Genomic DNA, 15,370 nt, shown 5'->3' with positions numbered 1-15,370 from the left:
ATAAACTATATATATTATACCTCATAAAAATAAACTAGGCTAACAATATTTAGTTAACCTAGGACATTTCATATATAGTTTCTCCTATTATTTTTATACCAGTTTCAATATCCTCAAAAGAGAGTCTCGAAAATCCAAGTCTTAAAGTGTCAGAACCAGAGCCATCTGTAAAGAATAAATCTCCAGGCATGAAGATAACATTTTTTTTATAACATTTTTCTAGTAACTTTCTAGTATCTATATTCTTAAGCTTTATAAATATATGCAAGCCACCATCACCTAAGATATATTCCGTTTGTATATATTTTTTTACACATTCATAGGCGAAGTTAAATTTATCCCCATAGAATTTACGTATTTTTTTTACGTATTTTTCAAATCCCCCATTACTTAAATAATCAAATAAAATACCTTGGTCTAAAAAAGATACATGTATATTTCTGCACCTTTTTACACTTTCTAACTTATCTATAACTTTTTTATCTGCAAATATCCATCCAATCCTCATTCCAGGAAATAAAATTTTTGAAAAACTACCAATATACACAACGCCATTATTCATATTATCAAGAGAGCAGATGGGAAATATATGAGAACTATTGTAGAGTAACTCTTCATTAAAGCCATCTTCTATAATTGCTATATTGTATTTTTTCATAAGGTTATAGAATCTATATCTATTTTCAGGAGTCATTACAATTCCCGTTGGATTATGATAAGAAGGAGTAATATATGCAAATTTTATTTTATTTTTGTACTCAATTAAACGATTTTCGAGAATATTGAAATCTAAACCATTTTCACATATATCCACACCTAAAATATTGAGATTGTGTGACTTCATAATTTTTATAGCTGTGTTGTGAGTAGGATTTTCACAGATTATATAGTCTTTTTCTTGAGTGAAAGAGGACATAATAATATCAAAGCCTTCTGTAAATCCATTTGTAATTAATATATCTTTGTTATTAATATCAACCCCCTTATTTGTCATATATTCCAGCAAATAGTCAATAAGAGGTTTATAACCTTGTGCATATCCATAGTTAAGTAGTTTGTGACCTTCTAATGAGATTCTATTTAAAAAAGATTTTTTTAATTCCTCCATATCAAATAAATCTCCATCGGGAGATATACTTTTAAATGATATTAGGTTAGAGCTCCAAGGTATTTCACTTTTTATAATATCTAATTCATTAGCTTTTTTAGAGTATGTATTCTCTAAACAATCCCAATTTAAAGACCATGTAGTGTTCGAAGATTTATTTTTTGAATTAACAAATGTACCTTTTCCTGAAACAGAGTAGATTAAGCCTTCTGATTTTAGTTCTTCATAAGTTAAGACTATGGAATTTCTACTAACTTGTAAAAGCTGACTAAGCTCCCTTGTAGAAGGGAGCTTACTATTGTCTGGAATTAATCCTTTTGATATCATATCACTTATATAATTTTTAATTTGTATATAAATTGGTTCACTATCATTTAATCTTAGATTTGAAAATATCAAATTACCACCTCAAATTGTATTATCTAATTTAAAGAGTATTCTATAAGTTTATCTAATAATTGGCTATACTCAAGACCTTTAGCAGCAGCACTTCTAGGTATTAAACTAGTTTTAGTCATGCCAGGAAGAGTATTTAGCTCAAGAACATAAGGAATACCTTCACTTATAATCATATCAACTCTTACATATGCTTTGCAATTAAAAATTTTCCAACAAGTCTCAGAAATCTCATTTACTCTTTTTTGGAGTTCATCATCTAAATAAACAACTTCTTCTTTTGCTCCTTTTTCAAGTGAGTACTTAGCTTCATAATCAAAGAATCCTGAGTCTGATTTTATAGATATAGTAGGAAATACTTCGCCATTTAATATAAATGAAGTATATTCTCCACCTGGTATATATTTTTCAATCATTACAAACTCATCAACCTCTAAACCTTTACGAACTGCTTCTTCAACTTCATTTTTGGAATGAATAAAGAATGTAGCAACACTTGAACCTCCTGAATTTGGTTTTATAAATACTGGATATCCTATTTTATCTATCTCATCATAATTTATTTCATCAACTGATTTTACTAAAGCCCATGGAGCAGTAGGAAGGTCTGAATCTCTAAGCATTTTTTTAGTGATATTTTTGTCCATACACATTCCACTACAAAGAGGTCCACATCCAGAATATGGTATATCCATAGTCTCAAGTACTGATTGAATGCATCCATCTTCACCAAATTTTCCATGTAGTGCTAGTACTGCAAAATCTGTATCTTCTGGTATTTTTGTAAATATATCTCTTTTATCATCTATTATTACCTTTACAACATCGTATTTACTTTTATCAAGGTTATTATATATTTCTTTTCCTGAATTTAAAGAAACTTCTCTCTCTGATGATATTCCACCCATTATAACTGCTATTTTCATATTATACACTCCTATTTTAAATTTTATTATTTTTAAATTAAATTTTTTAATTTACTTACTTAATTATATGAATTAATGGTTGATGATGAAAGTACCACTATATGCTAAGTTTATATTATGTGTGGTTTTAGAGTGATAATCTAACTTACAGATAGAGTTGAATGATTTTTTAACTTTATTTATGTTCTTATTTTTGCTAAAATTAGTGGTATGAACTTAAGACTAGTCTTAATGGCTATAAATCAAGGAGTGATAAAATTTGAAAGCAGAAATAATAAGTGTAGGAACAGAGATATTGTTGGGAGATATAGTAAATACGAATTCTCAATTTTTAGCTAAAGAACTTGCAGCATTGGGAATAGAAGTATATCATCAAAGTACAGTTGGAGACAATAAGCAGAGACTCTTAGAATGTTTTGATGAAAGCTTAAAAAGAAGTGATTTAGTAATTACTACAGGAGGTCTTGGACCAACTGGTGATGATATGACAAAAGAAACTGCAGCAGAGTATTTTGGACAAGAATTAGAATTACATAAACCATCATTAGAAGTCTTAGAATCATTCTTTGTTAAAACAGGAAAGAAAATGGCTGAAAATAATATGAAACAGGTATATTTTCCAAAGGATGCTATAGTATTAAAAAATAATAATGGAACAGCACCAGGAGCAATTTTAAAGAAAGATGATAAAAGTATAATAGTACTACCTGGACCTCCAAGAGAAATGAAGGCAATGTTTAATGAGAGTGTCAAACCTTACCTACAACAATTTACAAAGGAAATGCTAGTATCAAAAACTTTAAGATTGTATGGAATAGGTGAGTCAAATCTAGAATTGGAAATTTTAGATATAATTGATGAGCAAACTAATCCAACAGTTGCTTTGTATGCAAAGGAATTAGAAGTTACAATAAGAATAACTGCAAAAGCTGAAAATGAAGAACTAGCTTTTGAATTGATAAAACCAGTAGAAGAAAAGATAAAGGATAGAGTAGGGAAATATGTATATACTGAAGGAGATATTTCAGTATCTGAAGGAGAGTCTGCATTAGAGGATGCTGTTTCTAAGCTTCTTGTAGAAAAAAACTTAACAATAGCAGTGGCTGAATCTTGTACTGGAGGTTTGGTATCTTCATCTCTTATAAACTATCCAGGAATATCTTCTGTATTTCTTGAAGGATGTGTAACATATTCTAATGAATCCAAAATGAAAAGATTGGGAGTAAAAAAAGAAACTTTAGAAGACTTTGGAGCAGTAAGTGAGCAAACAGCAATAGAAATGGCTGAGGGCATTGCTAAAGGGCTTGGAGCTAATATAGGCATATCTACAACTGGAGTAGCTGGACCTGGTGGAGGGACCGAGGAAAAGCCTGTAGGACTTGTTTATACTGCAATATATATAAATGGAAAAACAATAGTGAAGAAAAATATATTTAATGGAGATAGAAGAAAGATAAGATTAAGAGCTACTAGAGATTTACTTAATGAACTGAGAATACAATTAGAAAAACTTTAAATTATTATGATATTGGGTATATTTAAAGTATTGATATAATATAAAATCATTTTTGGAGGCTTTTAATTTATGATAAAACATATATTTTGTGATTTAGATGGAACTTTATATGAAAATGGAGCTATAACAAAAGAGGACATAGCAGCAATTGAGGAAATAGAAAAAAGCGGAGTACAGTTTAATGTTGCTACAGGTAGGGTTTTTAAACAAGCTCGTGATATTATTGAAGGGAGCTTAGATATGAATGGCTATTATATATGTGAAAATGGCGCATTTATACATGATAAAGATTATAATGTGATTTTTAAGCAAACTATAGATGATAAATTAGTAAAAAAAGTTATTGATAGATTTGAATCAACTGATGCACAATTGTATTTTAAATATAAAGGAGATGTAATTGTAGATAGTGATACGACAGCTTTTAGACATTATTCTAGTGATTTTATAGTGGACCCTGATTTTGAGAAAAGAGATAGTTTTGATAATCTTATAGGTAATATTGGTATATGCTCTGAAAATTTAGAAGAGTTGTCTAGAATAGAGTTATATTTAAAACGTGAGTTTAGGGAAGTGTTGGAAATATATTTTTCTAGTACTTATACTTTAAACATAGTTCCTAAAAGTGTATCAAAAAGAGGTAGTATAGAACATGTAATAAAAACTCTGAATGTAAATCCAGATGAAGTTGCTACTATTGGAGATTCTCCAAATGATATTTGTATGTTAGAAGGTTTTAAATACAGTTTTGTAATGTCAAAGGCAAGAGAAGAAGTAAAACAAAGTGCAAATTATGTAGTAGATAGTGTAAAAAGTGCTATAGATGCTATAATAAAAATAAATAATTAGATATAAGATTGATGTTAAGTAATAAAAAACTAGTAAGTTATTTTTGTATGTTGATTTACTAAGTAATAAATTTTATAAGGTATTACCTATTCAGTATAAAAAATGACTGTTCAAGAGAATTATAAAACTAGATTTTATATTCTGTAGAGCAGTCATTTTGATTGTATTAATTGTCAGTTTAAAATTCTTAAGTTAACCACAATTTGCTATATGGTATGATTTTATTGTATTAGCTAAAATAGAATCTAATATATAATTTATAACACTATTGCAAGTATATGCTGAAAATTTTAAATCATTCATATAGTCGCTTTTATTTTTGTATTCATTGTAAAGTTTAACAAAAAATTTTTCAAATCCGTTATTTATAGTACTACCTTTAATTTTAGATAAATCAACATCCTTTGCAAATGCTCCAAGTTCTCTTTCATAAGTGACATGTTTGTTCAAACTATGCTTAAATTCCCAGCGCTCACTATGAGCTAAGCAGAAAAAATCGCATAAAAAGTGGCAGATAACACCAAGTTCTTGACTAAGTCTACTTACTGAAAAATATTTAGAAACGCTGTCTATAGTAAGACTGCACAGATATTTTATTTTAGAAGCAACCATATTAAATGATTCATCCATATAATGTTTTTTTAATTTGTATTTAGAAAAAGCATCTGGTTTTATATTGCCATATATAAAATTTTTTTCGCTTATAAAGAATGTTTTATTTTCATCTATATTATTAAGTATCGATTTTGCCATAATAAAATGGGTATTCATTAACATATTTACACCTCGTATAGTTTATTAGACTTATTAAATATATTATTATGATATGATATTTATGATAAAAGTTTAATGGTAAATATATGAAATTAAGTCAATCACATTTATTTAAATAATTTCAACCATATTCATAATACCAGTAATTGGCGAAATTTACAATATGTAAATAATGTTAAGTTTTTATTTATCAAATTTAAAATTAAGTATTAGTATACTTTCTAATTAGTCTATTAGCTTTAGATTGAGAAATTTCAAGGAGTCTAGCTACTTTATAAGAACTGCCCAATTTTTCATAAGCATCCAAAATTACATTTTTTTCATACTCCATAATTAAAGTGTTAAAGTTTTTGTTTTTATAATCAATAGGTAGAGAATTATCTACATCAGTTGTATATGTTGGAGAATTATTTCCACTATTGACAGTGTTTACATTTTTAGTGAGTATACTTGGTAAATCGTCTGTTGTTATATGATTATCTCTACAAGTAAGTAAGATTTTTTGAATTATATTCTGTAACTCTCTTATATTACCTGGAAATCTGTAATTTGCAATAATACTTATAGCTTCTTTTGAAATTGTCTTGTTTAGATTAAAGTCACTTGAATATCTATTAAAATAATATTTTATAATCTCTACTAAATTATCTTTTCTTTCTCTAAGTGGAGGGAGTTTTATTTCTATAACATTTAATCTATAATATAAATCTTCTCTAAATTTTTTTTCTTTTACTTTAGAAATTAAGTCAGCATTTGTAGCAGATATAATTCTTATGTCAACTTTTTTATTTTTTAAACTTCCAACAGGAGTAAAAGTCCTATCTTGTATCAATTGTAAAAATTTTGCCTGTAGATTTTGTGGTATATCACCTATTTCATCTAAAAAAAGAGTTCCTCCATTAGCCAATTCCACAAGACCAACTTTACCTTTGGTACTTGCACCTGTAAAAGCACCTGAAGTATATCCAAAAAGTTCAGATTCAAGTAGTTGTGGAGATATGGTTGCACAGTTTATAGTTATAAATGAACCACTTGCCCTGTTGCTGTTGTGATGTATATATCTAGCAAGTGAACTCTTTCCTGTTCCAGATTCTCCTAATAATAGTACGCTTACATCAGTTTTAGAAACATGGTTAACTGTATTCATAATAGGTCTCATAACTACACCATCCATAATTACTGTATCTTCAATCCTAAGAGCTGTTCTATATAGTGTTTCCACCTCAGATTTGTATCTTTTTACTTGTTTTTTTGTGTCTTCAAGTTTATTTTTTATATTATTAAGCTCGGTTATATCTCTACAATTTTCAACAGTGAATTCTAGCTCGCCATTTTCATCAAATACAGGGCTTGCAGTTATAATAAGTTTTTTTCCTGTTTGAGTATCCTGTTCAAGTGAAAATTTAGACTTTGTTCTCAATACCACTGGTATGGGGCTTTTTGTTGAATATCCAGATTCTTCTAAGAAAGAAACGTTTTTTCCTAAAATATCTTCTTTTTTTAGACCATAATTTTCTTCAAATGCCTTATTACAATATATTATTATACCTTTATCATCAGATGCACATATTTCATCATGAGAAGCCTCTAATATTTTTTTATAAAACTCTAAATCTAAATCCATTTTCCCTATTTACCCCCTAAATTTTTACTGATATATTAAAATAGGTTTAATTTATTAAATATAATTAAAAGTATAATCTTTATATAATACATAAATTTCAGTCTATTTTAACTTTAAATAAGTTATATATAACTTATTTTACAGTTAAAACGAGTCTAAATCAACTTAAAATATACTTGAAATTACTATAGAAAAGTTGAAAAACTAGTAATATTGTTGCAAATTCTAAGTTTTTAGTGTCGATATAAATAAAATAAAATTGGCATGTTTTTTGCTTGATAAAAATGATGTGTATTGACTAAATAATAGTAGAGGGGTATTTAAGATGGGAGAAAAAAGTAAAGGGTATGTATTTATAGCAACAGCAGGAATCTTATGGGCTACACTTGGGTTGTTTGGAAAGTTTTTGATGGGAAATGGACTGACATCAGAACAAGTAGCATTTACAAGATTATTTTTTGGATTTATAGTTTTAGGTGTTTATTCAGCTATAAGAACACCACATATTTTAAAAATAAACAAAAAAGGAATTATTTATTCAGTAATAATAGGAATTATATGTCAAGCTATGTTTAATTTATGTTACTTTAAAGCTATTGATACTGTAGGTGTATCTGTATCAGCAGTTTTATTGTATACATCGCCATTGTTTTTAGCTGTATTTTCAAAATTTTTTTATAAAGAGAGTATTACTAAAAGTAAAATATTTTCGCTGATTTTTTGCTTTATTGGTGCTATTATGGCAGTAACTGGTGGAAGTTTGAATTTTCAAAACTTAAGTACTATGGGCTTGTTACTTGGAATATTATCTGCAATAGCGTATGCACTTATGCCAACTATTAGTAAGAATGCTTTAAAGGAATTTTCAAGTTCAACAATATTAGTTTACAGCTTTTTATTTGGAGCGATATTTATGATTCCTTCTGCTAGACCATGGGAAATATTAAATTATGCTAAAGATTTAAATATTTTATCTTGTATGTTGATGTTAGGAGTTGTTCCAGCAGCACTTGCATATATTTTTTATGCAGCAGGCATATCTAAAGGTGTAGAGCTATCTGTTGCAGGTGTTGTAGCATCAGTAGAATTAGTTGGTTCTGTTATAATTGGATGCACTATGTTAGGAGAAAGTTTTTCTATAGGAAAGCTGTTTGGAGTGATGCTAATGTTGATATCAGCTGTAACAGCACTTAATCTTTCTTATGATGGAATAAAAATGTTTTATAAGTCTAATAAATTAAAACAAACTGAAAAAACAGAAAGTATTTAAGACTATATATTTTGCCCTTGTACATTTGTATAGGGGTATTTTTTATTGTAATTTTTAACATGAAATTTGATTTGTGAACAATAAAATAACTATAGAATAAAATAACTATAGATAGATTTATATTTTCTATAAATATATCTATAGTTATTATGTTATCTTTAATCACTATTTAATATGTTAATCATTATTTAATCTTGAATAAATTTACATCCCTGATAGGACTTTCGAGATTTTAATGTATCATCAATTTGATTTAAAATCTCCCATTTTTTTAAACTCCATAAAGGTCCAACAAGTTCATCTCTTTTACCGTCACCAGTAAGTCTATGAATTATCATAGTTTCAGGTAATATTTCTAGTTGGTCACAAACAAGATTAATGTATTCATCTTGGCTCATAAGAGTTAACATCCCATTTTGAAGCATTTTCTCCATCGGAGTATCTTTTATAACATGTAATAGATGTATTTTTATACCATCTACATTCATTTTTCCGACTGCCTTAGCAGTTTCCATCATCATATTATAATCTTCACCAGGTAGACCATTTATAATGTGTACAACTACTTTTATATTTTTAGCCTTTAATTTTTCCACACCTTCAACAAATGCTTTATAATCATGTCCTCTATTTATAATTTTAGATGTAGAATCATGAATTGTCTGAAGTCCAAGTTCAACCCATAGATTAGTTCTTTCATTAAGTTCAGATAGATAATCGACTACATCATCTGGCAAACAGTCAGGCCTTGTTGAGATTGAAAGACCTATAACATCATCAAGAGATAGTATAGTTTCATATTTCTCTTTTAAAATCTCAAGAGGTGCATAAGTATTTGTATAAGCTTGAAAATAGCCAATATATTTAGCATGAGGCCATTTTTTTAACATCATTTCTCTTATATTATAAAATTGATTAATAAGATTATCCTTAGGATTTCCAGCAAAGTCGCCTGAACCTTCTTTACTGCAATAAGTACAACCACCATAGCCAATACTTCCGTCAATATTTGGGCAAGTAAATCCTGCATTTATTGATACTTTAAAGACTTTTTCTCCAAATGTATTTCTAAGGTAGTAATTCCAAGTATGATATCTTTTATTATCAAAAGCATATTTAAATTTATCCAAAGTAATCACCTATTTCTAATAAAATTGTACATTAAATTTGTACAAAAAACATATTACCACAAATAGGTGACTTAAACAAATTCTATTTTAAGTAAGGCAAAATAAAGCAATAAAATAATTAATATTTTCTAGATTTGTTTCCAGAAAAAAATAGAGCAAGTCCAAATAATATTATGAAAAATGACATTATTGAGACTATAAATCTAGATAAAAATAGTGGTGACAATATAAGGCATATACCAAATAAAGTTTTAACTATATTCCAAGTTGTAAACTTAGAATATGGATTATTTTTACTATTTACAAATACTACAAGCTGATTAAAAATTAAATAAAATCCCAAAAGTAATGAGAAAATACTTTGTATTTTTTGAGGAAATACAAAAAGTAGTATACATGTAACTATTAGAATCCATTGAACATTGGTAGATGGTTTAATCTCTTCTTTAGTAGCATATCTTTTTAACTCATTGATGTTTTTAAGATTTAAATATGCAAAGAATAAAAGTGCAACCCCAAAAGTCCAAGAGATTAATTTTATACCTAGAGTCTTAAACGTAAGGCACAAGAATCCCAATATAACAAGTAACACTCCCATTATCATAAATTTAGTAGCATTTTCTTTTTTATTAAAGTTATCAAAATTGATATTAAAATTTGTATACATAAAATCACCTCCAATATCAATAGAACAATTATAACAGAAATTTATATTCAAATAAAGCCACATAGTATAAAAATAAAACTCTACTTAGTAATTAATTAATAGGTTGTATCATAAACTCTTATTAATAGAATTATACAGGAGGAGGTTTGTCCATGACAAAATTATGGGCAATAATATTTGCATTATTGGCAGGTGGGTCTACTGCTCTTGAAGCTTTTATAAATGGAGAACTAGGTAAGAGTACAACAGCATTGGTTGCCACCTTTATAAGTTTGACTGTAGGAGCAATATTTTTTTTAGCAAGCATAATAGTTGCTGGGGATTTAAAATGTTTAGTATCTTTAAATGATTTTAATTATAAGTTATTGTTAGGAGGAGTATTTGGAGGGCTAATAATATATTTTACAGTAAAAGCAATTCCAAACTTAGGGGTATCAAATACACTTATATTAACACTTGTGTCTCAGGTTCTAATCGGTTTTTTTATTGATAGCGTGATTTTGGGACAAGAAACAATGCATTTATACAAATACATAGGGGTTATACTTTTAATTTTAGGTACATTCTTTATAGTAAACTAATGATTTAAAATACCATATAATTTGCTATATAACTTAAAAATTTGGTATAATTAGGATAGCAAGTAAAGTTAAAAGAAAGAGGTGTTAGGAATGGCTGATGAAAAATTTGTAATGTCATTTAGTGGTGGTAAAGATAGTATATTAGCATTAAATAGAATGTTGGAAAAAGGATATAAGCCTGTGGCACTCTTGACAACTATAAGTGAAGAACATGGAAAATCATGGACTCATAACTTAGAGCATAAGATGCTTAAACAAGTAAGTGATAGTATCGGACTACCTCTGTTAGTTGCTGAATGTGGAGTAGAAGGGTATGAAGAGAGTTTTGAGAGAGCTTTAATAAAAGCTAAAAACATGGGAGCAACAATATGTGCATATGGAGATATAGATATAGAAAGTCACAAAAAATGGGACTCTGACAGATGTGATGCAGTTGGTATGAAGGTAGAACTACCATTGTGGCAAGAAAGCAGAGAGGAATTGGTATATGAATTTATAGATAGTGGATTTTGTAGTGTCATAACAAAAGTAAACTTAAAGCATTTAGGAGAGGAATTTTTAGGAAAAAAATTAACTAGAGAACTTGTGAAAAAGATAAAAGAAACAGGGTCAGACCCATGTGGAGAGCATGGAGAATATCATACATTTGTAGTAGATGGACCAGTATTTAGAACTCCTGTAGAATATGAAGTAAAAGGAAATGTAATAAAAGATGGTTATGGCTATTTAGAAATAAAATAAGTACATAAATAAAATACCTATTATACAATCTTAATGTATGCAAAGTATCGATATTTGCAAGATTGTATAATAGGTATTCTTTATTTTATATATTATTATTACTTTTGTTTAAGCTATTTTTTTTAGACTAGAATCTAGTGTAGAAAAATTCTTTTTTAGGAAAATCATTGATGCAATAAGACATATAAATTCAGAAACAATAGTAGTCATCCATATTCCTTGACCACCAAACATTAGTATCATTACAATTAAACTTAGAGAGACAATTACAAGTCCTCTACCAAGAGATATAACTGTAGAAATTGATGGTTTTTCTACTGAAACAAAGAATCCTGAAATTATTACATTAAATCCAACTAATAAGAATGATATGGAGAATATTTTAAATACACGAACTCCTTCATTGAATAATAGAGTCTCTTCTGGGTGAATAAACAGAGAAACTATTGATTCTGAAAAAGTCATACAGATTGCAAATACAGCTATTGAAGCTATTATTGTAGCTTTTACTCCCATCTTCAATAATTTCTTTACATTATCGATGTTGCCTGCACCATAATAAAAACTAGTAAGTGGTTGCATACCCTGAGTTATACCCATCATAGTCATAAGAACCAATGTGTTTATATAGTTTATAACACTATAATAAATAAGAGCATTTTCTCCTATATATTTAGTAAGGCTCAAGTTAAAAAGTAAAACAACTATACCACAACTTAATTCAGTAGTTGAATCAGGGAAACCTATAAATAGAATTTTTCTAAGTGTCTTAAAATTAACCTTAAATTTAGAAAAATTCAAAGTTGAGTTTTTTCTCAAAAAGTGTATTAAGAAAAAAACAGTAGAAAAAACTTGAGACAAACCAGTCGCAATACCAGCACCCTTTACGCCCCATCCAAACTCTATTACAAATAAATAATCTAGTATGATGTTTGTAAGGGCTGATATTATAACACCAACAGTAGCCAATATTGGGAATCCATCAGTTTTTATTATAACTTCTAAAGAATAGGAAACTATAAAAAAACCATTAAAAAATATTATTATTCCTAGGTAGTCTTTAACCATACCGATTGTAGATTCTGTGGCACCTAAAAATAGTGCCAATTTATCTAAGTTAAAAAAGGTTACTGCCAATATAATTAATGATAGTATAATTATTGATACTAAGTTAAATGAAAAAACTTCATTTGCAGATTTGATATCTTTTTTGCCCAGATAAATTGCAATTATAGTAGAGGCACCAGTTGAAAATAACAAAGAAACTGCAAATATAAAATTAATAAAAGGCATAGATATATTAACAGCAGCTAAGGCTAATTCTCCAACTCCTTTACTTACAAATATTCCATCAACCATTGTATACAATGAGAAAACCCACATTGCAACTACAGATGGAGCTAAGTATTTAAAAAACCTCTTGCCCAAACTTATGTTTTCGTCTATAGATATTTTTGTATCCATTTATTATCACTCCTTGTAAAGCTATTATAAAAATTATGAAACTATTAATTAATAATTTTATTTATTACTAATATAGATGATAAACTATGGTATAGTACCAATGTCAACAGCAAATAATAAATAATAGTAATTTCAAAGGTTTTATAAAAGTAAAAGGAGATGATTCAAATTTTCATTTTGAGATAACCCCTTTTTGTTATTTGAGATTATTATAATTATAATATCATTTTCAAAAAAATAATAAAAAAATATAATTATAATAGAATAGTTTATAATGTAATATTGTAATAAAAATAGTTAGGTTATATTAATATGGAATATACTAAATAAGTATATTATTCACATATTCTGTAACAATTTTTACCACTTGCTTTTGCTAAATACAAAGCTTCATCTGCTTTAGAAAATAAGTTTTTATATGATTTACTTGAATCTGTAGCAAAAGCAATGCCAATACTCAATGTTATTTGATGATTGTTTTTTGCTTTTACTTTACTTACATCAGTTAAAATATCATTAATGCTTTTTATTACAGAATCATTTGATAGCGATTTCATAAATATCATAAACTCATCTCCGCCGATACGAGCAACTATATCCTTATCATCTGTATTTTGCATTAATATTTTTGAAACAGCAACTAAAACTTCATTTCCTTCTAAATGTCCAAAAGTATCATTTACAGTTTTAAAGTCATCAATGTCAATAACCATTAAAGCTTCACTATTTTTTTGTTCAGTATTGATGAGATACTCATCTATAAAATTTTCTGATGCTTTTTGATTATAAAGCTGTGTTAATGGATCTCGTTGAGTTTGAGCAATTAATTTTTCTAATTTAGATTTATCTTCAGTTATATCTTTCAAAACACCAATTGTTTTGATTGGATTATGATCACCATCATAGATAACTGAACATTGAACACGAATCCATCTCCACTCATCTTTAATTAATGATTCTAACTTTCGTATTTCAATTGTTTCACGAAGGTTTCCACGAAGTACTTCTAATAATTTACCAATATCATCAAGATGAATACTTTTCCCATCTTTTAATATGTTGGAATAATTTCTTGTTTCAAAATTTTCTAGTTCAATTTTTCGGTCTATTTCAACTCGTTGATATCTTACAAAATTATCATTTTCAATATCATATTCAAACATAATATCTGTAATATTTTGTAAAGCAATACGATATCGTTCTCTTTCTAACTTTAATTCAGATTCTATATTTTTTAGTTGGGTGATATCTGTAATAATGCTATTAATTTTTACAATACCATCACTATTTAATGATTTCATTCCAGAATCTAATACCCACATTAATGTTCCATCTTTTTTACGTATTCTATATTCAGATGAATAGGTAGAGCCTTTTGCAAAACATCGTTCACAATCTTCTAGTGCTTTAGGTAAATCTGGTGGGTATACAGCACCTACTGCAGAGCCACCACTCATTTCCATAAACTCATCATATGTATATCCTAATATTTTAGGTAATCCCTCATTGACATAGAAAAATGAATATGTATCATCATCATTGCTTCCTTTTAATCCACCATTGATATTATTGGTAATCATTTCAATTACTTCTGTCTTTTCCTTTAGTAATCTTTGCAAATAATCATAACTTTGTGTTCCTATTTTATTAGGGAAGAATTCATCAACTTGCATTTCACTGTATGGGTTTGATATGTGCATATGTCTCACCAATAATTGTCCATTGTTTTCAATTATTTCAAATGTACAACGCTGACATACCTCTAAAATCATTTGGTCATTTTCTTTAGTACGAATAGTATATTTTCCTACTACGATACATCTATATTTATCTTCACTTACAACTTCAAATGTTTCATTATTCATATCACAAGAAGGAACTTCATTTTGACCAGCATAAAAATAGTCTTTTATTTCATTAAAAGAAGTGAGAAATTCTTGTTCTCCTGGACCAATCCAAGTAATATCTTTTGACATATATCTTAATACCTCATTAATATCTCGATTTACATAAAAACTCATTAAAATATGTCTTACCAATTCTGGTGCTTTTTTTGAGAGTGTGCTCATGATATTCTCCTTTCTTACTATTATATAAATTAATTATATTATATATTAATACTTTTAAATTAGAAAACTTTGTTGAACTATGACCTTTTTATGAAATAAGAAAATTTTATGCAATATTTTAAGTAAAAGTAGGTTTTTTATATAAAAACTTAATTTATCTGTGTTAACTCTGATTTATAGCATCAAATGATTTTATTATAAAAACACAAATAAATTAAAAGTAGTTACTCTAAATAGCTTAGTGCCCTAAAATTA

The 15,370-nt window shown here is 27.7% G+C and carries 13 protein-coding genes; 5 read left to right on the top strand and 8 right to left on the bottom strand.

The annotated features are described in order from the left end of the window. Positions 1–58: 58 nt before the first annotated feature. A complete protein-coding gene (ddlR, locus tag KGF45_RS04830; protein ID WP_227827277.1) occupies positions 59–1,507 on the bottom strand; it encodes a transcriptional regulator DdlR in 1,449 nt (482 codons plus the stop codon). Between the two features lie 23 nt (positions 1,508–1,530). Continuing rightward, a complete protein-coding gene (locus tag KGF45_RS04825; RefSeq protein ID WP_227827278.1) occupies positions 1,531–2,430 on the bottom strand; it encodes a D-alanine--D-alanine ligase in 900 nt (299 codons plus the stop codon). Between the two features lie 259 nt (positions 2,431–2,689). Between KGF45_RS04825 and KGF45_RS04820 the strand changes: the two genes are divergently transcribed. Both KGF45_RS04820 and KGF45_RS04815 read left to right on the top strand, forming a co-directional pair. Further along, a complete protein-coding gene (locus KGF45_RS04820) occupies positions 2,690–3,946 on the top strand; it encodes a competence/damage-inducible protein A (RefSeq protein WP_227841938.1) in 1,257 nt (418 codons plus the stop codon). Between the two features lie 69 nt (positions 3,947–4,015). Beyond that, positions 4,016–4,795: an HAD family hydrolase gene (locus KGF45_RS04815; RefSeq protein ID WP_227827280.1), complete on the top strand. Its 780-nt coding sequence runs from the start codon at positions 4,016–4,018 to the stop codon at positions 4,793–4,795. A gap of 192 nt (positions 4,796–4,987) precedes the next feature. Here KGF45_RS04815 and KGF45_RS04810 read toward each other — a convergent pair whose 3' ends face one another. Then, positions 4,988–5,572: a zinc dependent phospholipase C family protein gene (locus tag KGF45_RS04810; RefSeq protein ID WP_227827281.1), complete on the bottom strand. Its 585-nt coding sequence runs from the start codon at positions 5,570–5,572 to the stop codon at positions 4,988–4,990. Between the two features lie 199 nt (positions 5,573–5,771). Beyond that, a complete protein-coding gene (locus tag KGF45_RS04805) occupies positions 5,772–7,193 on the bottom strand; it encodes a sigma 54-interacting transcriptional regulator (protein ID WP_227841937.1) in 1,422 nt (473 codons plus the stop codon). 325 nt (positions 7,194–7,518) lie between these two features. On the opposite strand from KGF45_RS04805, the gene KGF45_RS04800 reads away from it, so the two are divergent. Continuing rightward, positions 7,519–8,463, top strand: coding sequence for a DMT family transporter (locus KGF45_RS04800; RefSeq protein ID WP_227841936.1), 945 nt, complete (start codon positions 7,519–7,521; stop codon positions 8,461–8,463). A gap of 188 nt (positions 8,464–8,651) precedes the next feature. On the opposite strand, the gene KGF45_RS04795 is transcribed toward KGF45_RS04800, so the two are convergent. Together KGF45_RS04795 and KGF45_RS04790 are read right to left on the bottom strand one after the other, a co-directional pair. Then, the gene (locus KGF45_RS04795; protein WP_227827284.1) at positions 8,652–9,593 is read right to left on the bottom strand and encodes a TIGR01212 family radical SAM protein; all 942 of its coding nucleotides are present in this window, start codon (positions 9,591–9,593) and stop codon (positions 8,652–8,654) included. Between the two features lie 118 nt (positions 9,594–9,711). Beyond that, on the bottom strand, positions 9,712–10,260 hold the full coding sequence (locus KGF45_RS04790) for a DUF308 domain-containing protein (protein WP_227827285.1): 549 nt from the start codon (positions 10,258–10,260) through the stop codon (positions 9,712–9,714). Positions 10,261–10,412: 152 nt separating this feature from the next. On the opposite strand from KGF45_RS04790, the gene KGF45_RS04785 reads away from it, so the two are divergent. Then, complete coding sequence (locus KGF45_RS04785; RefSeq protein ID WP_227827286.1) at positions 10,413–10,841, top strand: DMT family transporter; 429 nt, start codon at positions 10,413–10,415, stop codon at positions 10,839–10,841. A 90-nt stretch (positions 10,842–10,931) separates the two neighbouring features. Then, the gene (locus KGF45_RS04780) at positions 10,932–11,582 is read left to right on the top strand and encodes a diphthine--ammonia ligase (RefSeq protein ID WP_227434322.1); all 651 of its coding nucleotides are present in this window, start codon (positions 10,932–10,934) and stop codon (positions 11,580–11,582) included. A gap of 108 nt (positions 11,583–11,690) precedes the next feature. Here the strand turns inward: KGF45_RS04780 and KGF45_RS04775 are convergent, their stop codons facing one another. Then, complete coding sequence (locus KGF45_RS04775; RefSeq protein ID WP_227841935.1) at positions 11,691–13,046, bottom strand: MATE family efflux transporter; 1,356 nt, start codon at positions 13,044–13,046, stop codon at positions 11,691–11,693. 335 nt (positions 13,047–13,381) lie between these two features. Beyond that, entirely contained in the window at positions 13,382–15,115 is a 1,734-nt protein-coding gene (locus KGF45_RS04770) for a sensor domain-containing diguanylate cyclase (protein WP_227841934.1), read from the bottom strand. Positions 15,116–15,370: the final 255 nt, after the last annotated feature.

Source organism: Clostridioides sp. ZZV14-6154 (genome assembly GCF_020657785.1).
In the GTDB taxonomy this organism is placed as follows: Bacteria; Bacillota; Clostridia; order Peptostreptococcales; family Peptostreptococcaceae; genus Clostridioides.
The sequence above is the reverse complement of the archived record's forward strand: the minus strand, read 5'-3'. Positions and strand labels throughout refer to the sequence as shown.

What these genes read in the sequence shown, in the direction of transcription:
- KGF45_RS04775 (WP_227841935.1), bottom strand. Translation starts at nt 13,046, where the DNA reads ATGGATACAAAAATATCTATAGACGAAAACATAAGTTTGGGCAAGAGG.
- KGF45_RS04785 (WP_227827286.1), top strand. Translation starts at nt 10,413, where the DNA reads ATGACAAAATTATGGGCAATAATATTTGCATTATTGGCAGGTGGGTCT.
- KGF45_RS04800 (WP_227841936.1), top strand. Translation starts at nt 7,519, where the DNA reads ATGGGAGAAAAAAGTAAAGGGTATGTATTTATAGCAACAGCAGGAATC.
- KGF45_RS04770 (WP_227841934.1), bottom strand. Translation starts at nt 15,115, where the DNA reads ATGAGCACACTCTCAAAAAAAGCACCAGAATTGGTAAGACATATTTTA.
- KGF45_RS04780 (WP_227434322.1), top strand. Translation starts at nt 10,932, where the DNA reads ATGGCTGATGAAAAATTTGTAATGTCATTTAGTGGTGGTAAAGATAGT.
- KGF45_RS04815 (WP_227827280.1), top strand. Translation starts at nt 4,016, where the DNA reads ATGATAAAACATATATTTTGTGATTTAGATGGAACTTTATATGAAAAT.
- KGF45_RS04825 (WP_227827278.1), bottom strand. Translation starts at nt 2,430, where the DNA reads ATGAAAATAGCAGTTATAATGGGTGGAATATCATCAGAGAGAGAAGTT.
- KGF45_RS04810 (WP_227827281.1), bottom strand. Translation starts at nt 5,572, where the DNA reads ATGTTAATGAATACCCATTTTATTATGGCAAAATCGATACTTAATAAT.
- KGF45_RS04790 (WP_227827285.1), bottom strand. Translation starts at nt 10,260, where the DNA reads ATGTATACAAATTTTAATATCAATTTTGATAACTTTAATAAAAAAGAA.
- KGF45_RS04805 (WP_227841937.1), bottom strand. Translation starts at nt 7,193, where the DNA reads ATGGATTTAGATTTAGAGTTTTATAAAAAAATATTAGAGGCTTCTCAT.